At 66.5% G+C, this 20,567-nt stretch carries 19 protein-coding genes; 14 read left to right on the top strand and 5 right to left on the bottom strand.

The window, feature by feature from the left end; translation table 11 throughout:
• Nucleotides 1-23: 23 nt before the first annotated feature.
• The gene (locus AC1MEY_RS01805; protein ID WP_480229045.1) at nt 24-899 is read left to right on the top strand and encodes an alpha/beta fold hydrolase; all 876 of its coding nucleotides are present in this window, start codon (nt 24-26) and stop codon (nt 897-899) included.
• Here the strand turns inward: AC1MEY_RS01805 and AC1MEY_RS01800 are convergent.
• Both AC1MEY_RS01800 and AC1MEY_RS01795 read right to left on the bottom strand, forming a co-directional pair.
• Complete coding sequence (locus tag AC1MEY_RS01800; RefSeq protein ID WP_480229044.1) at nt 896-1,750, bottom strand: SDR family oxidoreductase; 855 nt, start codon at nt 1,748-1,750, stop codon at nt 896-898. The genes AC1MEY_RS01805 and AC1MEY_RS01800 overlap by 4 nt on opposite strands.
• Before the next feature lie 2 nt (nt 1,751-1,752).
• On the bottom strand, nt 1,753-3,366 hold the full coding sequence (locus AC1MEY_RS01795; protein ID WP_480229043.1) for a flavin-containing monooxygenase: 1,614 nt from the start codon (nt 3,364-3,366) through the stop codon (nt 1,753-1,755).
• Between the two features lie 131 nt (nt 3,367-3,497).
• Between AC1MEY_RS01795 and AC1MEY_RS01790 the strand changes: the two genes are divergently transcribed.
• From AC1MEY_RS01790 to AC1MEY_RS01765, 6 genes are all read left to right on the top strand, one after another.
• On the top strand, nt 3,498-4,580 hold the full coding sequence (locus tag AC1MEY_RS01790; RefSeq protein WP_480229042.1) for a 2Fe-2S iron-sulfur cluster-binding protein: 1,083 nt from the start codon (nt 3,498-3,500) through the stop codon (nt 4,578-4,580).
• Between the two features lie 106 nt (nt 4,581-4,686).
• Entirely contained in the window at nt 4,687-5,868 is a 1,182-nt protein-coding gene (locus AC1MEY_RS01785; RefSeq protein WP_480229041.1) for an acyl-CoA dehydrogenase family protein, read from the top strand.
• A gap of 11 nt (nt 5,869-5,879) precedes the next feature.
• Complete coding sequence (gene bphC, locus AC1MEY_RS01780) at nt 5,880-6,788, top strand: biphenyl-2,3-diol 1,2-dioxygenase (protein ID WP_480229040.1); 909 nt, start codon at nt 5,880-5,882, stop codon at nt 6,786-6,788.
• The gene (locus tag AC1MEY_RS01775; protein WP_480229039.1) at nt 6,785-8,251 is read left to right on the top strand and encodes an FAD-dependent oxidoreductase; all 1,467 of its coding nucleotides are present in this window, start codon (nt 6,785-6,787) and stop codon (nt 8,249-8,251) included. Before bphC ends, AC1MEY_RS01775 begins: the two co-directional genes overlap by 4 nt.
• 151 nt (nt 8,252-8,402) lie before the next feature.
• Nucleotides 8,403-9,224 carry an IclR family transcriptional regulator gene (locus AC1MEY_RS01770; RefSeq protein WP_480229038.1) on the top strand — a complete coding sequence of 274 codons (822 nt, stop codon included), beginning with the start codon at nt 8,403-8,405 and terminating at the stop codon, nt 9,222-9,224.
• Nucleotides 9,221-10,159 (top strand): alpha/beta hydrolase, encoded by a 939-nt coding sequence (locus AC1MEY_RS01765; protein ID WP_480229037.1) that lies wholly within the window; start codon nt 9,221-9,223, stop codon nt 10,157-10,159. Before AC1MEY_RS01770 ends, AC1MEY_RS01765 begins: the two co-directional genes overlap by 4 nt.
• Here AC1MEY_RS01765 and AC1MEY_RS01760 read toward each other — a convergent pair.
• Nucleotides 10,113-11,354 carry an NADH:flavin oxidoreductase gene (locus AC1MEY_RS01760; RefSeq protein WP_480229036.1) on the bottom strand — a complete coding sequence of 414 codons (1,242 nt, stop codon included), beginning with the start codon at nt 11,352-11,354 and terminating at the stop codon, nt 10,113-10,115. The two genes, AC1MEY_RS01765 and AC1MEY_RS01760, sit on opposite strands and share 47 nt — an antisense overlap.
• Nucleotides 11,355-11,453: 99 nt before the next feature.
• On the opposite strand from AC1MEY_RS01760, the gene AC1MEY_RS01755 reads away from it, so the two are divergent.
• Together AC1MEY_RS01755 and AC1MEY_RS01750 are read left to right on the top strand one after the other, a co-directional pair.
• Nucleotides 11,454-11,798 (top strand): hypothetical protein, encoded by a 345-nt coding sequence (locus AC1MEY_RS01755; protein WP_480229035.1) that lies wholly within the window; start codon nt 11,454-11,456, stop codon nt 11,796-11,798.
• Nucleotides 11,791-12,390 carry a Dabb family protein gene (locus AC1MEY_RS01750; RefSeq protein ID WP_480229034.1) on the top strand — a complete coding sequence of 200 codons (600 nt, stop codon included), beginning with the start codon at nt 11,791-11,793 and terminating at the stop codon, nt 12,388-12,390. Before AC1MEY_RS01755 ends, AC1MEY_RS01750 begins: the two co-directional genes overlap by 8 nt.
• Nucleotides 12,391-12,465: 75 nt before the next feature.
• On the opposite strand, the gene AC1MEY_RS01745 is transcribed toward AC1MEY_RS01750, so the two are convergent.
• Complete coding sequence (locus AC1MEY_RS01745; RefSeq protein WP_480229033.1) at nt 12,466-13,353, bottom strand: SDR family NAD(P)-dependent oxidoreductase; 888 nt, start codon at nt 13,351-13,353, stop codon at nt 12,466-12,468.
• Nucleotides 13,350-15,272, bottom strand: a complete 1,923-nt coding sequence (locus AC1MEY_RS01740; protein WP_480229032.1) for a flavin-containing monooxygenase — start codon at nt 15,270-15,272, stop codon at nt 13,350-13,352. Before AC1MEY_RS01740 ends, AC1MEY_RS01745 begins: the two co-directional genes overlap by 4 nt.
• Nucleotides 15,273-15,372: 100 nt before the next feature.
• Here AC1MEY_RS01740 and AC1MEY_RS01735 point away from each other — a divergent pair, with 100 nt between their 5' ends.
• The 5 genes from AC1MEY_RS01735 to AC1MEY_RS01715 all read left to right on the top strand — a co-directional run bounded on the left by AC1MEY_RS01735 (nt 15,373) and on the right by AC1MEY_RS01715 (nt 20,519).
• On the top strand, nt 15,373-16,545 hold the full coding sequence (locus AC1MEY_RS01735) for an acyl-CoA dehydrogenase family protein (protein ID WP_480229031.1): 1,173 nt from the start codon (nt 15,373-15,375) through the stop codon (nt 16,543-16,545).
• 14 nt (nt 16,546-16,559) lie between these two features.
• Entirely contained in the window at nt 16,560-18,113 is a 1,554-nt protein-coding gene (locus AC1MEY_RS01730) for a fatty acyl-CoA synthetase (protein ID WP_480231254.1), read from the top strand.
• Nucleotides 18,114-18,208: 95 nt separating this feature from the next.
• Entirely contained in the window at nt 18,209-18,694 is a 486-nt protein-coding gene (locus tag AC1MEY_RS01725) for a nuclear transport factor 2 family protein (RefSeq protein WP_480229030.1), read from the top strand.
• Nucleotides 18,695-18,696: 2 nt separating this feature from the next.
• Complete coding sequence (locus AC1MEY_RS01720; protein ID WP_480229029.1) at nt 18,697-19,563, top strand: SDR family oxidoreductase; 867 nt, start codon at nt 18,697-18,699, stop codon at nt 19,561-19,563.
• A gap of 2 nt (nt 19,564-19,565) precedes the next feature.
• A complete protein-coding gene (locus AC1MEY_RS01715) occupies nt 19,566-20,519 on the top strand; it encodes an alpha/beta hydrolase (RefSeq protein WP_480229028.1) in 954 nt (317 codons plus the stop codon).
• Nucleotides 20,520-20,567 lie beyond the last annotated feature (48 nt).

The following is a 20,567-nucleotide window of genomic DNA, read 5'->3' as shown; positions in this document are numbered from 1 at the left end:
GCGTCCCCGTTCACGGAGGTTCCATGTCCTACGCTTCCCAGCAGCCAATTCCCGGCACCGTCGACGCGGATCTTCGTGAGATCGACACGGCCGCCGGGGTATTGCGGTACTACGACGTTGGCGACGGGCCGCCGGTGCTGTTCCTGCACGGGTCGGGGCCTGGTGTCACGGGATGGCGGAATTTTCGCGGCATCCTTCCCGCGTTCGCCGGGCGTTTCCGATGCGTGATCCTCGAGTTCCCCGGCTTCGGTGTCAGCGACGACGTCGGAGGGCACCCGATGGTGACTGCGCAAGGCGTCGTGGCGCCCTTCTTGGACGCCCTTGGCATCGAGCGGGTCGACATCGTCGGCAACTCGATGGGCGGGGGGGTCGGCATCAACACCGCTATCCATCACCGTCACCGGGTAGGTCGGCTCGTCACGATCGGTGGCATCGGCACCAACGTGTTCAGCCCCGGGCCCAGCGAGGGCATCCGGCTGTTACAGGAGTTCACCGAGGACCCCACCCGTCAGCGGCTCGTCGACTGGCTTCGCTCGATGGTCTTCGACGAGGCACTGGTCACCCCCGAACTCATCGAGGAGCGGTGGGAGCTGGCGACCGATCCAGACACGTTGGCGGCTGCTCGCCGGATGTACGGCAAGGCGGCGTTCGCGGCGATGATGGACATGATGAAGGCCGCGGACATGCCGATGCCGTGGGCTCAGATGCACCGGGTGCATGCACCGACCCTGCTGACCTGGGGTCGCGACGACCGGGTCAGCCCGTTGGACATGGCACTGATTCCCATGCGCACCATCGCCAATGCCGAGTTGCACGTCTTTCCCAATTGCGGACACTGGGCGATGATCGAAGCCAAGGACGCCTTCGAGCGAACGGTGATGGCGTTCTTGAACCGCTAATCGACTGTTCGGAATCGTCTGTTGCGCAGCAGGTAACGTGGCAAACCCACGATCGTCAGCGGTGACGGCCAGTGGTCGGCGCGGAAGTAGGCGTCGGACCCTCCGTCGAGGAACACCACGCTGCCGCACATGAAGTCTGCGGCGTCCGACAGCATGAACACCATCCAGTCGGCCACTTGTCCGGAATCACCGAATCCCCCGATCGGGACCGGGAATCGGCGGATCGCCTCGGCCTCATCGGGGGTGGACAGCTGGCGCTGGAGCAGCGGGGTCATGATCGCGCCCGGTGCGAGCGCATTGAGTCGGATGCCGCACCCGGCCCACTGCTCGGTGACTGCATGGCGGCGCACCCACTGGGTGAGGGCCAGTTTCGATGCGGCGTACGCCATCGCCGGTGCCGCACCGCGAAAGGTCCTCGTCGCCCGGAGCGCCCGCTCGAGGTCACCTGCCAGTACTGCCCGCACCGCCCGGCGAGGCACCATCGGGATTGTCGTGGTCGAGTTACTCGACACGACGACCACTTTGGCGTCATCGGCAGCGGCGAGGGCGGGCTGCCAAGCGGTCAGGAGGTCTACGACGCCGCGGTAGTTGGTTTCCAGGATGAGCCGGGGGCGGTCGGGGCCCGGCGTGGGTCCGACACCGGCGGCGAATACCGCTCCGTCGAGGCGGTTGCGCGCGGCGGCCAACACCGCCGTCGAAGCAGCAGAACGGCCGCGGTCGGTCGACAGGTCAGCGATGACGTCGGCGCCGCGCAGATCGACTCCGATCACGGTGTGCCCGGCACTGCGCAACCGTTCGGCGACCGCCAGGCCCATTCCCGAGGCCGAACCGGTGACGGCGTACGTGCCCATCCCTATGGCACCTCGTGCAGGTCGAATCCCTTGTACCCGGCGGCGGCCACGTCGCGGCAGATGTCGAGATACACCCCGAAGCCGCCGATGAACAGCATGAACGTCCGGGGCTTGCCCGGGACGTTGGCTCCCATGTACCAGGAGTTCGCCTTGGTGAACAACGTCGCGTCGGCGCGTTGAGCGCATTCGGCGATCCATGCGTCCACCGCGTCGGGAGTCGGCTCCATCGCCTCGTACCCCTGGTGGTCGAGGTACCCGATGGCCTCGGCGATCCAGTTCACGTGCGCTTCGGCGTGTAGCACCATGTTGGCCAGCACCGCTGGTGCTCCCGGTCCGGAGACCAGGAAGAGGTTGGGGAAGCCGTCGGTGCACAGGCCCAAGTAGGTGCGTGGTCCGTCGGCCCAGTCGTCGACGAGCCGCTCCCCACCGCGGCCCACGATGTCGATCTTGGCCAATGTGCCCGTCATCGCGTCGAAGCCGGTGGCCAGGACCAGCGCGTCGACGTCGTAGTGAGCATCAGAGGTGGTGATGCCGGTTTCGTCGATCGATTCGATGGGCGTTCTGCGGACGCTGACCAGCGTGACGTTGGGCCGGTTGAATGTCTCGAAGTAGTTGGTGTCGGTGCAGATTCGCTTGGTGCCGATGGGATGATCGTCGGGAATCAGCAGGTCGGCGACGTCTGGGTCGTGTATGACCGCGCGAATCTTCTGCTCGTAGAATCGGCGAGCTTCGTCGTTGGCTGGCATCGAGATCATCTGATCGCGGAAGGTCTTGGAGAAGAGGACTCCACCCAGTTCCCATCGCTTCTGGAATGCCGCTCGACGCTCGTCGGGGGAGGCCTCCAAGGTCAGCTTGGGGTGAGCGACGTGCGGGGACCCACCGCCACTGCGCCAGGACATGTGACGCCGCTGCGGGTAGGTGGCCTTGATGTCGGCGACCTCGTCGGCGGTCAGGGGCCTGTTGCCGGCGGGCACGCTGTAGTTCGGGGTGCGTTGGAAGACGTAGAGCTGCTCGGCCTGGGCGGCGATGATCGGTATCGACTGGATGCCCGAGGAGCCGGTGCCGATGACGGCGACGCGCTTGCCGGTGAAGTCGACGTGCTCGTGCGGCCAGTGGGCGGTGTGATACACCTCCCCGCCGAAGGTGTTCAAGCCCGGGAAGTCCGGGGTCATGGCAGCAGACAACGGACCGGTGGCCATGACGACATAGCGGGCCAGAACGCTGTCTCCGGCGTCGGTCGTGATAGCCCACTTCATGTTTGGCTCATCGAGGATGGCGCTGGTCACCCGGGTGTTGAAGGTGATGGCGCCGCGGAGGTCGAGTTCGTCGGCGACCCAATTGATGTAACGGAGGATTTCGCCTTGCGTCGCGTACTTCTCCGACCAGGTCCATCGCTGCTGCAGTTCCTCGGAGAACGAGTAGCAGTAGTCGACGCTTTCTACGTCGCACCGTGCACCGGGGTATCTGTTGTAGTACCAGGTGCCGCCGACGTCGGGTGCGGCCTCGAAGACGCGCACCGACAGTCCCTCCGACCGGAACTTGTGCACGGCATAGAGACCGGCGAATCCGGCCCCCACCACCACGACGTCCACATGGGTCTTCGAAGAGCTGCTCACCCGCCGTACGGTAAGTCGTCTCGGATGGATCGCTTGCACCGCTTCCCGGTGACCGGACGCTGCGGCTGGGCGTCCCGGCCATCGGACGGGCGGGGTTGGCGCCGCGCTGCTCGCCCGTCAGACTCCTGCGCATGACCGACGTCGACGGCCACCATCAAATGGTCGACACGGGGCGCGGGGTTCTGCTGACGGTGGCCGAGGTCATCGAGGAGGGCCCCGATGCCCGTTCGCTGGTGTTCACCGTTCCCGACGACCTCAAGGATCGCTTCTCCTACCGGCCTGGGCAGTTCCTGACCGTCCGAGTGCCCAGCGAGAAGACGGGAGCGGTCGCGCGCTGCTACTCGCTGGCCAGCTCGCCGCACATCGACCCCGCTCCGAAGGTCACGGTCAAACGCACCGCGGGCGGCTATGGATCGAACTGGCTGTGTGACAACATTTCTCAGGGCGATCAGGTCGAAGTGCTGCCGCCGGCAGGACTGTTCACCCCCGCCCATCTCGATGCCGACTTCCTGCTCTGGGCAGCCGGCAGCGGCATCACTCCGGTGATGTCGATCCTCAAGTCGGTGCTCGCCGCAGGGACCGGCAGAGTGGTGTTGTGTTATGCGAATCGGGACGAAGCCTCGGTCATCTTCGCCGCCGAGTTGCGGGACCTCGCCGCGCGTTTCGCCGGCCGCCTCACCGTGCTGCACTGGCTGGAGTCGGTGCAGGGTCTCCCCACACGCGCACAGATGGCCGGGTTCGTGCCCACCGTGTTCGCCGGATCGGATCGCTTCGAGTCCTTCGTGTGCGGGCCGGCGCCGTTCATGGCCGTCATCAAGGACACCCTCCTCGAGGCGGGTGTCCCCCGAGAGCGAATCCACCTGGAGGTGTTCGCGTCGTTGACCGGTGACCCATTCACCGAGGACTCGATGGACGCGACAGCCGCCGATGCGAACACCGGTGACGCGGCGACCGTTCGGGTGGACCTCGACGGTGCCACTCATCAGCTGCGCTGGCCGCGCGCGGCGACGCTGGTCGACGTGATGATCGGCGCGGGCATCGACGTTCCCTACTCGTGTCGGGAAGGACAGTGCGGATCGTGCGCGGCCACCGTCATCCGCGGCGAAGTAGCCATGGCGCACTGCGAAATCCTCGAACCCGACGACCTCGCCGACGGCCTCGTCCTGGCGTGCCAGGCCACGCCCGTCACCGACGATCTGCACGTGGAGTTCTGACCGGCGCATTACGCGTGGCCCAGATTTCCGCTGACCGGGAATGGCCGACGCCAACGAGCCCGCGGCGGGCCACCATCAACGAAGCCACCGACGACAGGAGCACATCATGACCGAGCGGGTAATGGACCGGTTGCACGAGGTCGCCGACCAGATGCGCATCCAGGCCGTCGAGTCGGAGAAGATCGGTCAGCTGACCGACGAAACCGTCAAATTGATGAAGTCCGCGGGGAACATCCGCCTGCTGCAGTCCACCGAGCATGGCGGCCTGCAGGTTCACCCCCGCGAATTCGCCGAGACCGTGATGGCCACCGCTGCCCTGGATCCCGCTGCCGGCTGGGTCAACGGCGTGGTGGGCGTGCATCCCTATCAGCTGGCGTATGCCGATCCTCGGGTCGCCACCGAGATCTGGGCCGACGACGTCGACACGTGGGTCGCATCGCCCTACGCGCCGCAGGGGGTCGCCACCCCCGTCGACGGGGGTTACGTCTTCAACGGACGGTGGCAGTTCAGCTCGGGCACCGATCACTGCGACTGGATCTTCCTGGGGGCGATGATCGGCGGGCCGGACGGAAAGCCCTTGATGCCGCCGCAGATGCTGCACATGATCCTGCCGCGCAAGGACTACGAAATCGTCGAGGACACGTGGAACGTCGTCGGATTGCGTGGCACCGGCTCCAAGGACGTCATCGTCTCCGACGCGTTCGTACCGTCGTATCGCACGATGGACGCGATGAAGGTGATGGACGGCACCGCCCAGCGCGACGCCGGCATGACCGACACGCTGTACCTGATGCCGTGGTCCACGATGTTCCCTCTGGGCATCAGCTCGGCGACGATCGGCATCGCCGAGGGTGCGCTGGCCGCTGCGCTGGACTACCAGCGTCAACGAGTGAACTCCAGCGGCGTCGCCATCAAGGACGACCCCTACGTCATGTACGCAATCGGCGAAGCCGCCGCCGACATCAATGCCGCCCGCCAAGAACTGTTGACCAACGCCGACCGCATCTACGACATGGTCGACGCCGGCAAGGAGGTGTCCTTCGAAGACCGCGCCGCCGGGCGACGGACACAGGTGCGCGCGGTGTGGCGTGCGGTATCGGCCGTCGACGAGATCTTCGCACGCTGCGGCGGCAACGCCGCCCGGATGGACAAGCCGCTGCAGCGGTATTGGCGAGACGTGCACGTCGGTCAAGCCCACGCCATCCACGTGCCCGGCACCGTGTACCACGCCTCGGCCCTCAGCTCCCTGGGCGTCGATCCGCAGGGCCCGCTGCGAGCGATGATCTGACGGACACGATCATGAGTCTCATCAAGGGTTTGGGCTACGTCACCATCGCCGCCTCCGACCTCCCCCAATGGCGCCACTTCGCCTTCGCCGTCCTCGGATTCGCCGAGGGCTCGGGGCCCGATCCCGACGCGCTGTATCTGCGGATGGACGAGCGGGCAGCCCGCATCGTCATCGTGCCCGGCGACGTCGACAAGATCGTCACCGTCGGATGGGAGGTCCGCGACCACGCTGACCTAGAACGGGTCAAGGCGGCCCTGGATTCGGCCGGCGTACCGTTCAAGCAACTGTCCCTCGAGGAAGCCGACGCGCGGCGCGTCGAAGCGGTCATCGCCTTCGAAGACCCCGCCGGCACGTCACTGGAGGTGTTCCACGGCGCGGTGCTCGACCACAGCCCCGTCGTGACGCCGTTCGGCGCAAGGTTCCTCACCGGGGAGCAGGGCTTGGGACACGTCGTGCTCCCCGCCTTGGACGTCGACGGACTCTTCGAGTTCTACACCGAGGTCCTGCGTTTCCGGTCCCGCGGCGCATTCCGAGTGCCGGTTCCCCCGGAGTTCGGTCCGGTGCGGGTGCGGTTCATGGGCGTCAACCAACGTCACCACAGCCTGGCGATCTGCCCGTCGCAGAACCTTCGCGATCCCGGCCTGATCCACCTCATGGTGGAAGTCGACACCCTCGACGCGGTGGGTCAAGCCCTCGACCGCGTCAACGCCGAGGGCTTTCAACTCTCCTCGACACTGGGACGGCACACCAACGACAAGATGGTGTCGTTCTACGTGCGGGCCCCCGGAGACTGGGACATCGAGTTCGGGACCGAGGGCAAGCGCGTCGACGAAACCCACTACAGCGCTGAAGAGATCACCGCCGACAGCTACTGGGGTCACCAGTGGGTGTCCGATCTCCCGGCCGCCATGCGCCCGTGAACGACCCCGGCGACGTCGCACCGATCGACGCGGCCACCATCACCGCCTGGGATGAGGAGGCCGACGTCGTCATCGCCGGCTACGGCGTCGCCGGCGCCGCCGCCGCGGTCGAAGCCGCTCGGGCCGGCGCCGAGGTCCTAGTCCTGGAACGCAGCGGCTCGTGGGGCGGCGCGGCGTCCATGGCCGGCGGCTTCATCTACCTCGGCGCCGGCACAGCGCTTCAAACCGCCTGCGGTTTCGACGATTCCGTTGACGACATGGCGGCGTTCCTCACCGCCGCGATGGGCCCGGGCGCCGACGAGGAGCGCATCGCCGACTACTGCGCGGGCAGCGTCGCGCACTTCGACTGGCTGGTCGACTGCGGGGTTCCCTTCAAGCCCGAGTTCTTCGACGAACCCGGCTATGAGCCCATGGGCGACCAAGGACTGATGTACAGCGGCGGGGAGAACTCCTACCCGTTCAACACCGTCGCCCGTCCAGCCCCGCGGGGCCACGTGCCGCAGATGCAGAACAAGAAGCAGGGCGAATCGAGCGCCGGGTTCATCCTCATGAAGGGCCTGGTCGAGACCGCAACCGCCGCCGGGGCCCGCGCGCTCTACGACGTGCGGGTGCACACGCTCATCGTCGAGTCCACTGGTCGGGTGGTGGGCATCCGGTGCCGACGCTTCGGTGTCACCGTCGACGTCCGGGCGCGCCGCGGCGTCGTGCTCGCCACTGGCAGCTTCGCCTACAACGACGCGATGGTCGCCCGCTACGCGCCACGCATCGCCGGCCGGCCGGCCGCGTCGATCGAGCAACACGACGGTCAAGCCATCCGGATGGCTCAGGCCCTGGGGGCGGACCTCGCGCACATGGACGCCACCGAGGTCGCCCTGTTCATCGACCCTCAACAACTTGCCCGCGGCGTGCTGGTCAACGAACGCGGACAACGCTTCGTCGCCGAGGACACCTACCCGGGACGCGCCGGGCAACTGACCCTCTATCACCAGAACAACGTTGCCTACCTCATCCTCGACGAGGACGCGCAGCAGCAGGCCATGGCGGCACCGTCGCCGCAGCTCATGATGCGCCCACCGACCTGGGTCTGCGAGACGGTCGGCGACCTGGAAGCCGAGATCGGCATGCCCACGGGGTCCCTGCAAGCGACCATCGCTGCCTACAACGACGGCGCCGCCCACGGCCAAGACCCGTTGCTGCACAAGAAGAAACGCTGGCTGCGGCCGCTCACGTCACCGGTGGCAGCCATCGACCTGCGGGAGTCGACGGGTGGCTTCACCCTGGGCGGATTGCACACCACCCTGCGCGCCGAGGTCCTCCACGTCAGCGGTCACCCGATCCCCGGCTTGTTCGCAGCGGGCCGGTGCACCGCAGGGCTGGCCGCATGGGGATACGCCAGCGGGGTGTCGCTGGGAGATGGCAGCTTCTACGGCCGCCGCGCCGGAGGTTCCGCTGCCCTGGCCTGATCCCGACCCGTCCCGTCGAGCCGCCTGACACCACCTCGGTGTCGGGCGGCTCTTTTCATTCGGCAACGTGACAGCGACCACACTCCTATGCTACAAACAGTCATATACCTACTAGGTACATGTAGCTCATGTCACAGCCCCAGGAGGACTCATGCCGTCACCGTCGCCCGTCGCCGACTCGAGCACACCCAGCGCCGTCATCGACCGGGTGTCGTTGGTGCTCGACGCGTTCGACGGGCCAGGACGCCTGACTCTGGCCCAGGTGGTTCGCAGGACCGGCCTGCCCCGAAGTTCGGCGCACCGCATGCTCGACCGGCTCGTTCAGCTGCGCTGGCTGCGACGCAACGGCCGCGACTACGAACTGGGCATGCGGCTCGTCGAGTTGGGATCGCTGGCGGTGCACCAGGACCGGCTGCACAAGGCGGCCGCTCCCCTCCTGGCCGACCTGCAGCAGAGCACCGGACTGGTCGTGCACCTGGCCATCCTGGATGGGACCGATGTGGTGTACCTCGACAAGGTCGGTGACCGGATGGCCGCGGCGATCCCCACGCGCGTGGGCAGTCGCCAACCGGCCCACTGCGCCGCCGTCGGCAAGGCGATCCTGGCCTACGGCCAGACACCCGACGACGTGGACCTGACCGCCCGCAAGACGCGCTACTCCATCGCGTCGCGTGCCCAGTGGGTCACCGAACTGGCGAAGGTCCGCGGACACGGCGTCGCCTTCGACCGCGAGGAGTCGCTGGCCGGATTCGGCTGCGTCGCCGCGCCGATAGGCGGACCCGGCGAGGCCGTCGCAGCACTGTCGGTGTGTGGCCCCATGAGCCGGATGGCGTTCGACCAGCGTCTGGCCGCACCGGTGCGGATGACGGCCATGGCGATCTGGCGCAACGTCGAAGGCGGCCCCCAGTGCGTGGTGCCGACCCTGCAGCAGAAGCGCATGCTCCGTCCGGTGGCGGTCGCCCAGTACGCATGAATCTCGACCCGCAGATCGCCGAACTGATCACCACCCTCGACGCCGGCTTCCCTCCGGTGCACACGATGACCGGGGCTCAGGCGCGTGCCACCATCCGGTCGCGATTCGCGCCGGCGGCCGACCCGGAACCGGTGGGCGCCGTCACCGAGGCATCGGTCCCCGGCCCGGGCGGTGAGATCGCAGTACGCATCTACCGTCCGTTGAGCGCACCCGCCATGGCACCGGCGCTGGTCTACGCCCACGGCGGCGGGTTCGTCTTCTGTGACCTCGACAGCCACGACGGTCTCTGCCGCAACATCGCCAACCGCACTCAGGCCGTCGTCGTGTCGGTGGACTACCGCCTCGCACCGGAGCATCGGTGGCCGGCCGCCGCCGAGGACATCTACGCCGCCGTGGCATGGACGGCAGGCCATGCCGAATCGCTCGGCGTGGACCCGGGACGGATGGCGGTTGGCGGTGACAGCGCCGGAGGAAATCTGGCGGCGGTGGCGGCACTGATGGCCCGGGACCGTGGTGGGCCAATGCTGGCGGCCCAATTGCTGATCTATCCCGTCATCGCCGCGGACTTCGACACCGCGTCTCATCTGGCCTTCGGGGAGGGTTACTACAACCCGAGGGCCGCACTGCAATGGTACTGGGATCAATACGTTCCCCACGCCGCTGACCGTCGCCACCCGCATGCCTCACCCTTGTTCGCCGACCTGAGAGGTCTGCCACCTACGGTGGTCGTCCTCGCCGGGCACGATCCGCTGCACGACGAGGGATCGGCCTATGCGAGCGCCTTGGAAGCTGCGGGCGTGGGCGTGACCCGGTTGCCGTATCCCGGTGGCGTGCACGGCTTCGTGACGATGCCGATGCTGGACCTGGCGCAGCGGGCGCGTGCCGACCTCAGCCGTGAAGTGGCACGACTGCTGGCAGATCCTGTCTGCGGCTGACCGCCCCGTACCGCTGCTCGGGATCCAGCACGCAGTGCGTGCGCCCGAATACCGTCACCATGCACTTGTTGTTGTGAGTACACCGACTTCGTACCGAGCCATCGGCGCGCATCGCGTTCACCAACCCCGGCTCGCGCAGCAACGCCCGACCCATCGCCAGGAAGTCGAACCCCTCGGCGACACCGGTGTCGAGGTGATCGCGATTCGTGATGCCGCCGAGCAACACGAGCTTCGTGTTCCGCATGACGGGCACGAACTGCCGTGCCGCGGGCAGCATGTACAGATCCTCATACGGGTAACTACCCATCGCCCACTTGCCCACCAGCCGCAACGGCAGCTTCATGGCCGGCGGCATCACCGTGGCGAACTCCTTCACGGGTACGTCGCCGCGGAACAGGTACATCGGCTTGAACACCGAGGAACCTTGGGTTAGTTCCAACGCGTCCAACGTGTTGTCGGCATCGAGCAATTGCGCGGTGCGCAGCGACTCGTCAATCCAGATGCTGCCCGGCAGACCGTCGTCCATGTCGAGTTTGGCGATGATCGCACTGCGCCCGGCGACCACCTCGTGGACCCGCGCGGCGATCTCCCGGACGAACCGAGATCGGTTGTCGATGTCACCGCCGTACTCGTCCTTGCGGCGGTTGACCAGCGGACTCAGGAACGACGACGGCAAGTACAGATGGCCGAAATGCAATTCAACCGCATCGAACCCGGCGTCGACGGCCACCTGAGCGGCATGACCGAAATCATCGATGACTGAGGTGATCTCGGTTCGGGTGATCTCCCGGCAGTACGCCATGGACGCCGGGTTGACGAACCTGCTGGGTGCCACCGGCGTCACGCCGGTGAGGCGCTTGTGCGCTACGACCCCTGCGTGACCGAGCTGCGCCGAGATCGCGGCACCCGCGGCGTGCACCTCATCGGTCAGACGCCGTAACCCGGGGAGCGCCGCTGCACTCATCACGATCTGCCCCGGCGCGCTGGCCGCCTCGGCAGACACGCAGCAGTACGCCACCGTGGTCATGCCGACACCGCCCAGCGCAAAGCTTCGGTGGAAGTCGATCAAGCCGTCCGTGACCAAGCCGTCCGGGGACCGTCCCTCCGACGTCGCAGCCTTGATCACCCTGTTGCGCAACGTCACCGGTCCGAGTCGCGCGGGTACCAGCGGATCAGGTAGGGCTGCGGCACACATGCTCTCACTGTGGTGCACGGCAATCCGGGCTCATCAGTGCCGTCCCGGTGGGCGGGAGCGCACCGACCTCAGCCTGCATCGACTCCTAATGTCTGCACCATGTCTGGCGAGGTGTACGTCATCGATCACGTGACCACCCGACCCGGGTGCGCCAAGGTCTTCATCGAGAACTATCTCGCCGAATACGCCCCCGGTGCCCGGGAACGCGGGATGACGCTGCGCGACGTGCTGGTCAGCCCGCCCATCTGGTTCGACGATCAGGCCAACACCGTCATGATCACCTGGTCTCTCCCCAGCCCTCGCGCCTGGTGGGAGATGACGTGGCAAGGCCGACCCGATCCGACGTTGGGCCCGTGGTGGAACGGCGTCGCTTCGCTCATCGCCGAGCGCACCCGCACCGTGGCCGCCGCCGCGGACGACGTCGACGGCATGTGCGATGTATAACGTCACCGCGCTCATTCACACCAAGGATCGGGCCGGCGTTCTCGGGTCACTGCAGGACGCTGTAGATGGCATACCAGGCGCTCTGCTGGCGCCGACACTGCCCGGCGTCCGCAACGGTGGCGACGTCCTGCTGCACCTGCCGATGGCTGACGACGCCCACTGGCGAACCCTGCAGGGCGACGTCGAGTCCGCACTAGCAGCACCGTCGATCCATCACGTCGACAGCGTGCACTACCGAGGCGACCTGCTCAGCACAGGCTCGAGCCACGGCAACGTTTTTCGCGTGCTCTTACTACGCGTGCATCCCGACAGCACCGCCGACATGATCCAACGGTTCGAAGCCGACCTACGAATGATGCCGCGCTACGTCTCCACCATCACCGCATGGCAACTGAGCCCCGTCGAGCAGGCCACCGGCGCATCGCCATGGACTCACGTGTACGCGCAACGCTTCACCGACGTCGATGGAATCTCTGGCCCGTATCTCATGCATCCAATCCATTGGGCCTACGTCGACCGTTGGTTCGACCCGGAATGCCCGGAGTACATCGTGCGCGATCGCGTTTGCCACAGTTTCTGCGCCATCACCTAAGCCCTGTCGGTTTCCGGACGGCTTCGCCAGGTGTTCTCAACTCCCACTTAGGTCACGACGTGCAGTGTCGGGACGCTACATTCCCGACGAGATGATGTTGGGGTTCGCCGTCGCCGGCGGCCGCAGCGTCGGCAGGACCTCTCGCCCGTCGAGGGTGTGCACCGGTAAGTGCTGCGACCACGGGAAGTGCAGGCTGAAGGCCACCAGGCCGGTGCGCTCGGCGGCGGGCAGATGGCACATCGCCAGCACTGTCTCGGCGAGATACTCCACCGGCTCGGTGGGGAATGTCTCCGGAATCAGCTGTGCCGCACCGGGAGTGCGTATCGCCGATGACGGGCCGACGCAGTTCACGGCAATGTTGTCGTCGAGGACCTCGGCCGCGACCCCCTGGGTGAAGCGGTGCAGCGCGGCCTTGGCCGAGGCGTACACGACGTCGCCGGAGGACTTGTTGTAGTCGCGGTAAGGCCGTACCGGCGCCAATCCGGTAACCGATCCGACGTTGACGATCCATCCGGCCCCAAGGGTCCTCATGTGCGGGATGGCCGCGCGGGTCAGGACGAACGGCGTCCGCAGGTAGTGCTCCAGCGTCCGCCCGAACGTCTCGTCGGTCATGCGATCGATCGTCGAATAATCTGCGAATCCGGCGTTGTTGACCAGAATGTCCAGCCGGCCCGTGCGATCGAGAACCTCGGGGATGAGGCGTTCGCGTTGCTCGCGGTCTTCGAGGTCGGCAGGCACGCTGAGCGCCGTGCCTCCGGACGCCTCGATGAGCGCCACCGTCTCACCGATCGTGCCCGGCAATGCGGCACTGTCGCCACCCCGCACCGATGGTGAAGGTGTGCGCGCACGGGCGGTGACCACGACGGTGGCACCCTCGGCGGCGAGCCGCTGCGCGACGGCGCGGCCGATGCCGCGGCTGCTGCCGGTGACCAAAGCTGTCTTTCCCGTGAGCCGCCCGGTCATCGGAGCACGAAGTCCGCTTCGACCGGTGCTCGGTGCTGGTGCCAGAGATCGACTAGACGGAACGGTGTGGCGACCACCACGCGACCCGAATCCGACCGGTAATACGTGTGCGCCTTGGGGGTGTGGCACCACACGGTGCGACTCATCGCCTCATCGATCGAGGTTACGTAGTCCTCGTACGCCGTTCGGGTGACCTCCATGGTGCTGGCGCCGCGCAACGCCATCAACTGCAGACATTCGACGATGTAGTGCGACAAGACCTCCATGGAAAAGTTCGCGCCGGCGCCGTGCCCGGGGCTGTAATTGGGAGCCGAGGTGATGAACAGGTTCGGGAACCCCGGCACCGTGCCGCCCCGGTACGCACGCGGGCTGTCACCCCATTCCTCGGACAACGTCCGCCCCTCGCGGCCACGTATGTCGATCGTGGAGAGGAAGTCGAGGTGATATCCGGTGGCGTAGACGATGACGTCGAGATCAACGTGCCGGCCATCCTGGGTGACGATGCCCGTCGCATCGACGGCGGCGGGCTCACTCGCCTCGACCTCGACGTGCTCGCGGGCAAGCGCAGCGTAGTAACCGCCCGGGTCGCGAATGATCCGCTTGCCGTACGGCGCGAAGTCCGGTGTCACCTTCTTCGCCAAGTCGCTGCCCGCGCCGAACGTGTCATCGATGTACTGCACGCACATTTGGAGCAGTACGTCGTTGGCCGGAGATATGGACAGGTGCGATCGTGACCACTCCGGATCCTGCAGGATGACCGGATAGTTGTTGTCCGCGGTTGCCCAATAGGACTTCACACGGTGCCAGTTGGCGTAGAAGGGCAGGTGGCGGCCAAGGTAGCGGCGGTGGTCGGGGACCTCGTCGCTGAGTCGCTTGCGTGGCGCCACCCAGTGCGGCTGCCGCTGGAAAACGGTGAGGTGATCGACCTGATCGACGCACGCGTCGACTATCTGGACAGCCGTACAACCCGCGCCGATGATGGCGACGCGCTTCCCGTTCAGGTCGAGATCGGGGTCCCACAACGCAGAATGCACGCTGACTCCGTCGAAGGTGTCACGGCCCGGTAGATCCGGCCAGCGAGGACGATTGAGGTAACCCGCAGCGGTGACGACGACGCGCGCATGACTGACGCCGCGCATCCCGTCGGCAGTTGTCCAATGAATCTGCCAGTGCTGCTCGTCTTCGTCCCACCACAGCGCGTGCACTTCGGTGTTGAAACGAGTGTGCCGGCGTAGCTGGTGCTTGTCGGCCAGCGTCACCAGATATGCCTGGTACTCCGGCCCTTGCGGGTAGTAGTTGCTCCACTCAGGGTTCAGTTCGCGTGAGAGGGAGTAGTACGCCGAGGGCGTGTCGACGCCGATGCCGGGATATCGAGTCGTCAGCCAAGTCCCGCCGACCTCGGGATTGCGGTCGAACATCTCATAGGTCACGCCTTCCTCGGCCGCCGCCAACGCGGCGTTGATGCCCGCCAGGCCGGCACCGATGATCGCCACCGTCAACGTCTTCGGGATCGGAACGCTCCGGTCCAGCGTGGGCTGTGATGGCGCGAACCCGCTCTGCTCCCATAACAGGGGTATGTGCTCGGCCTCGACAGCGCTGCCCAGCACGACGGGTAGCGATCGGGTGAACAGGTCCAGGCCGTGGGGAACGAACCCGTCTGGCCGAGAGGCTGCCGACAGCGCACCGAGGACTGCCTCGACCAACGCGGCCGTGGTCTCGGAGTCCGTGACGCCGGCGCGCTCGGGAGGATCGGGAACGTGTGAGATCCGGGGACCGAACCGCTCCAGGTTCGAAGCGTCCCCCGTCAGTTGAGCCAGCACGGCCGCGAGCACACCTGGGTCTGCCAGAAGCAGATTGGCTCGAAGCTCGTCTGGATCGAGGTCGGCACGTGACGCGGCCAAGGACGGTGCGGTGCTCATGACAGCGAGTATCGGAGCCCAGAGACCGCCGGAGTATCGCATTGTCTACTCAGCGGGACGCGACTCCGCCGGCAACGACGAAGCGCCTAACCTTCGGCCGATGCAACGCCTCCACTACGACGACGATCACCTCGCCTTCGGGGACTTGGCCGGCGACTTCGCCGCGAAGGAAGTCGCTCCTCACATCGATGCATGGGAGGACGCCGGCCTTGCACCGCGGGAGATCTTCGCGGCCGCAGGTTCACTCGGCCTGCTCGGCTTCGCAGCACCGGAGGAGTTCGGTGGACTCGGAGCGAAGGACTTCCGCTACAACCAGATCATGATCGAGCGTTTCATGTCCGCACACGCCGGCAACGTGGGGCTCAGTTTCGCCGTGCACAACGACATCTGCCTGCCGTATCTCGCGGAGGTGGGCACCACGGACCAACGCGCGCGCTGGCTAACCGGATTCGTCGCGGGAGAATTGATCGCCGCGATCGGCATGACCGAACCTGGCGCGGGATCCGACGTCGCCGCCATCCGCACCAGCGGTGTCGATGCCGGCGACCACTTCGTCGTCAACGGCGCCAAGACCTTCATCACCAACGGGCAGAACGCCGATCTGCTCATCACCGCGGTGCGCACCTCGCCGGACCGCCACCACGGTTTGACGCTGATGGTGCTCGAGCGTGGAATGGCCGGTTTCGACCGCGGTCGCAACCTCGACAAACTCGGCCTGCACTGTCAGGACACGTCGGAGTTGTCGTTCACCGATGTCGTGGTGCCGAAGGCCAACGTCCTCGGCGAAGTCGGAGGCGGTTTCGAGTACCTGATGCGCAACCTTCCCCAAGAGCGCATGCAGATCGCCGTCGGCAGTCTGGGACGGGCACGCGCCGCGCTCGACTGGACCGTGGACTACGTCCGCCAGCGCGTCGCGTTCGGCAAACCCATTGGAGCGCTCCAGAACACGCGGTTCGCGCTGGCCGACATCGCCACGGAGATCGCCGTGACGGAAGCGTTCGTCGACCGATGCGTCATTCAGCTCAACCACGGCCGGCTCACCGCTGCCGACGCCGCCAAGGCAAAGCTCTGGGCCACCGAGATGGAGTTCCGCGTACTCGACGGCTGCCAGCAGTTGTTCGGCGGTTACGGATACATGCGGGAATACCCGATAGCTCGGGCAGCCATCGATGCGCGCGTCACGCGGGTATACGGCGGGACCTCGGAGATCATGCGGGAGATCATCGGCCGGGACATGGCCCTCGACCCGACGAAGGCCGAGCGCTCCGCGTGAACGCCGACGAAGCGATGACCCTTGCCCGCAGTCACACCTTGGGTGACATCCCGCGCCGCACCGCCCGCCGCCACCCCGACAAGGTGGCCATCATCGACGGGGACGTGCACCTCACCTTCGCCGAGTTCGATCGGCTGGTGGATCGCGCAGCGGCCGCCCTCGACGACCTGGGTCTCGGCCCCGGCGAGCGGATCGCCCTACTGGCTCACAACTGCTGGCAGTATGCCGTCCTCGCGTTCGCAACCGCCCGGGCAGCAGTGGTTCTGGTACCGCTGAACTTCATGCTCACCGGCGAGGAGATCGCTTACATCCTGGAACACTGCCGGGCCGCCGGATTGGTGGTGGGACCGGGGCTGATCCCCGTGGCAGAGGATGCGATGCGACGGGGCGGATACGTCACCACGCGAATAGCCCTCGACGCGTCGGCTTCGAGTGCACCGCAGGGATGGGCTGACTTCGCCGAACTATTGACCACCACGTCGCCTACCCCCAACCCGGCCATCGCCGACGATCAGTTGATAAGGCTGATGTACACCAGCGGAACCGAATCTCGGCCCAAGGGGGTCATGCACACGAGTCGGAGTCTGATGTGGCAGTACGTCAGCTCGATCACTGCCGGCTCGATGAGCCACGACGACGTCGAGATTCACTCGCTGCCTCTCTATCACTGCGCGCAACTCGACAATTTCTTGGCGACCGACGTCTACCTCGGAGCCACCAGCATCATTCTTCCCCGCCCCGATCCCGAGGCGGTGCTGAGGGCGATCGAGCGTTACGGGGTCACCAACTACTTCGCTCCGCCCACCGTGTGGATCAGCCTGCTGCGGAGCCCCGTCTTCGATCAGGTCGACCTGTCGTCCTTGCAGAAGGGCTATTACGGAGCATCGGCGATGCCCACCGAGATCTTGCAGGAATTGCGTCGTAGGCTCCCTCACCTACGACTGTGGAATTTCTACGGACAGACCGAGATTGCGCCCCTGGCCTGTGCGCTCGGGCCTGATGACCAGGACACTCGTGCGGGTGCCGCCGGACGTCCGGTACTCAACGTCGAGACCACGGTCCTCGATGAGGACGACGTCCCCGTGCCTGCCGGCACCGTCGGCGAAATCGCGCACCGCAGTCCGCATCTGATGCTCGGCTACCTCGACGACCCCACCAAGACTGCTGAGGTGTTCCGGGGCGGCTGGTTCCACTCGGGCGATCTGGGCGTGTACGACGACCTCGGTTTCCTTCATGTCGTGGACCGGAAGAAGGACATGATCAAGACCGGCGGCGAGAACGTCGCGAGCAGAGAAGTCGAGGAAGTCCTGTACCTGCACGCCGGCATCGAGGAAGCCGCCGTATTCGGGTTGACCCACCCCACCTGGGTGGAGGCCGTGGTCGCCGCGGTAGTCCCGCGCGCCGGCGTCACCTTGACGGAGGACGAAGTCCTCGCTCACTGTCGGCAGCACTTGGCCGGCTTCAAGACCCCCAAACACGTGTTCTTCGTCGAGTCCTTGCCGAAGAACCCGAGCGGGAAACTGCTCAAGCGGACGCTGCGAGAGACTTTCACTCTCACCGGCGGCTGATTGAATCGATGACCCGCACGGGCAGTCAGTTCAGTTGTTCCACTCATCGGGCACCGTCGATGTCACCGGTGATGCAGTCGAGTTGACTCGCGGGCATGAGCAACGAGATCACGTTATCCGAGGCCCAGCAGTTCATCGCCGAATTCTGGTACCACTACGACCAGGGTCACTTCGCCCAACTGGCCATCCGGATCGCCGACGACATGACCTACCTCAGCCGCTCCGACTCCGGCAACTGCCCATTCGAACACCTGCTGGCCGCCGAACTTCACGGCGGTGCCGAGACCCTGGCGTGGCTGACGGAGCACCGCAACGAAAACCCCTACCCGCTGCGTCATCACTGCACCAACCTCTTTCGCACCGGCATCCAAGGTGACGCCATCACCGTCCGCTTCTACTTGTACGTCAACCAGATCACCAACAACGTGCCCTTCGACGTATCCAGCGGTGTCGTCGATGCCGGCATCCGCCGAGGCGCCGACGGATTGACCTTCACGTCGCTCACGGTCATTCTCGACGCCGAAGACTCGGTCCCGTTCGCCGAGTACGGCGCCGGCCGTAACGCGGCCGCGACGCACTGAAGATGTCTGCGTCAGACCTGTTCGGCGGCGGCGTCGCCGTCATCACCGGCGCGGCCGCCGGCATCGGCGCGGGGATGGCCCGCTACGCATCACAGTTGGACATGACGGTGGTCATCGCCGACGTCGACGCCGACGCCGCCGCACGCCTCTGTGACGAAATATCCGCGGCCGGAGGGTCGGCCGTTGCGCACCGATGTGACGTCCGAGACGCCGATGCCGTCATGGACCTCGCCGCGCGCACCTACCGCGACGTCGGACCGGTGCGCCTGCTGGTCAACAACGCCGGCGTCGAGCAGTTCGGATATCTCTGGGACACCCCCGTCGCGAACTGGAACCGGGTGATGGACGTCAACGTCACCGGCGTCTTCCACGGCGTGCGTGCGTTCCTGCCGCGCATGCTGGACGACCCCGCAACGAGTTGGGTGTGGAACCTGTCCTCGATCGGTGGCGTTGCCGTCGTGCCACTGCAGGCGCCCTACATCGTCAGCAAGCACGCCGTGCTGGCGATGACCGAATGCCTGGCCCTGGAGGTGCAGTTGGCGGGCCACGCCCACCACGTGCACGTGCAGGCCGTCCTGCCGGGGGCAGTCGTGTCGAACATCTTCGAATCGGCTGGGGGCGTCAGCGCCGGGGACGTCGCGGCCGCCGAAGCTCAGCGAGCCGCCATGCTCGACATCAAGGCCGAGGCCATGGATCCCATCGCTGCAGCCGAGGTGGTCTTCGACCAGGCCGCAGATGGCCGGTTCTACCTCCTGACCCAGCCAGAGTACGTCGGCTCGGCGATGACCGAGCGCGGCAACGTCCTCACCGAGCAACGCGGACCGGTCTTGCGCACCGGACGCCGGTTCGATCCCGTCGAGCAGCACTGAGTATGGGGCCGTATCGGCTCGACCTGGATGCAGCGCAACGGGTTGCGGTCCTCGGCGACCTCCCCCCGATGCGTCACCGAGGTCTTCAGGCAGTTCGCGACAGTCTAGAGTCTGCTCCACTGCCCCAGGGGCTACCGGCGATGGACTCGATCGAGGACCGTTTCATCCCCGGGCCTGCCGGGGTCATTCCCCTTCGCATCTATCGTCCGCTGGCACACGACCGAGGGCCCGTCGTGGTCTACTTCCACGGCGGCGGCATGGTGCTGGGTTCGAATCATTCGTTCGAACCGCTGGCCCGGATGCTCGCCGCCGCCAGCGATGCCACGGTGGTATCGGTGGAGTATCGGCTCGCCCCCGAACACCCAGCGCCAGCGCAGTTCGACGACGCCTTCTCCGCCACCACCTGGATCGCCGAGCATGGTGTCGAGATGGGTGTGGACCCTTCGCGGTTGGCCGTCGCCGGCGACAGTGCGGGCGGAACCCTCGCCGCCGCAGTGACCTTGGCGGCCCGCGATCATCACGGGCCGGCGCTCGCCGCTCAGGTCCTCATGTACCCGGGGCTCGACCGCGACATGGGCGCAAGGTCTGTCGTCGCCATGCCCGACGCTCCGATGCTCACGCGCGAAGACATCGACTACATGCACGAACTCGCCGACCGCGGCGCCGGTGCACCGCACGATCCCTACCGAGTGCCCGCGTACGCCGCCGACCTGTCGGGGCTGCCTCCCGCCATCGTCGTGACGGCCGACTGCGATCCGATCCGGGACTGGGGCGAACGCTACGCCGCGCGCCTGCGCGACTCCGGCGTACAGACCACCGTCACGCGCTATCCCGGTGTGTATCACGGTTTTCTCATGCGCGCGGATACCACGGCCCGCGGACGGCTGGCCATCGCCGAGGTCGGCGCCCTACTGCGGGCGAAGTTCAGCCACCCCATGCTCGTGGACACCCAATGACATTCCGGGTGTCCCGATCACCGGACGGCGGCCCGCCGCGGGAGACCT

The organism is Mycobacterium sp. PTI7 (assembly GCF_056679845.1).
This window is presented reverse-complemented; position numbering and strand designations above follow the sequence as displayed.

Coding starts and splice junctions, on each gene's coding strand:
- AC1MEY_RS01805 (WP_480229045.1), top strand. CDS start 24: ATGTCCTACGCTTCCCAGCAGCCAATTCCCGGCACCGTCGACGCGGAT.
- AC1MEY_RS01800 (WP_480229044.1), bottom strand. CDS start 1,750: ATGGGCACGTACGCCGTCACCGGTTCGGCCTCGGGAATGGGCCTGGCG.
- AC1MEY_RS01790 (WP_480229042.1), top strand. CDS start 3,498: ATGACCGACGTCGACGGCCACCATCAAATGGTCGACACGGGGCGCGGG.
- AC1MEY_RS01785 (WP_480229041.1), top strand. CDS start 4,687: ATGACCGAGCGGGTAATGGACCGGTTGCACGAGGTCGCCGACCAGATG.
- bphC (WP_480229040.1), top strand. CDS start 5,880: ATGAGTCTCATCAAGGGTTTGGGCTACGTCACCATCGCCGCCTCCGAC.
- AC1MEY_RS01770 (WP_480229038.1), top strand. CDS start 8,403: ATGCCGTCACCGTCGCCCGTCGCCGACTCGAGCACACCCAGCGCCGTC.
- AC1MEY_RS01765 (WP_480229037.1), top strand. CDS start 9,221: ATGAATCTCGACCCGCAGATCGCCGAACTGATCACCACCCTCGACGCC.
- AC1MEY_RS01760 (WP_480229036.1), bottom strand. CDS start 11,354: ATGTGTGCCGCAGCCCTACCTGATCCGCTGGTACCCGCGCGACTCGGA.
- AC1MEY_RS01755 (WP_480229035.1), top strand. CDS start 11,454: ATGTCTGGCGAGGTGTACGTCATCGATCACGTGACCACCCGACCCGGG.
- AC1MEY_RS01750 (WP_480229034.1), top strand. CDS start 11,791: ATGTATAACGTCACCGCGCTCATTCACACCAAGGATCGGGCCGGCGTT.
- AC1MEY_RS01745 (WP_480229033.1), bottom strand. CDS start 13,353: ATGACCGGGCGGCTCACGGGAAAGACAGCTTTGGTCACCGGCAGCAGC.
- AC1MEY_RS01740 (WP_480229032.1), bottom strand. CDS start 15,272: ATGAGCACCGCACCGTCCTTGGCCGCGTCACGTGCCGACCTCGATCCA.
- AC1MEY_RS01735 (WP_480229031.1), top strand. CDS start 15,373: ATGCAACGCCTCCACTACGACGACGATCACCTCGCCTTCGGGGACTTG.
- AC1MEY_RS01730 (WP_480231254.1), top strand. CDS start 16,560: ATGACCCTTGCCCGCAGTCACACCTTGGGTGACATCCCGCGCCGCACC.
- AC1MEY_RS01725 (WP_480229030.1), top strand. CDS start 18,209: ATGAGCAACGAGATCACGTTATCCGAGGCCCAGCAGTTCATCGCCGAA.
- AC1MEY_RS01720 (WP_480229029.1), top strand. CDS start 18,697: ATGTCTGCGTCAGACCTGTTCGGCGGCGGCGTCGCCGTCATCACCGGC.
- AC1MEY_RS01715 (WP_480229028.1), top strand. CDS start 19,566: ATGGGGCCGTATCGGCTCGACCTGGATGCAGCGCAACGGGTTGCGGTC.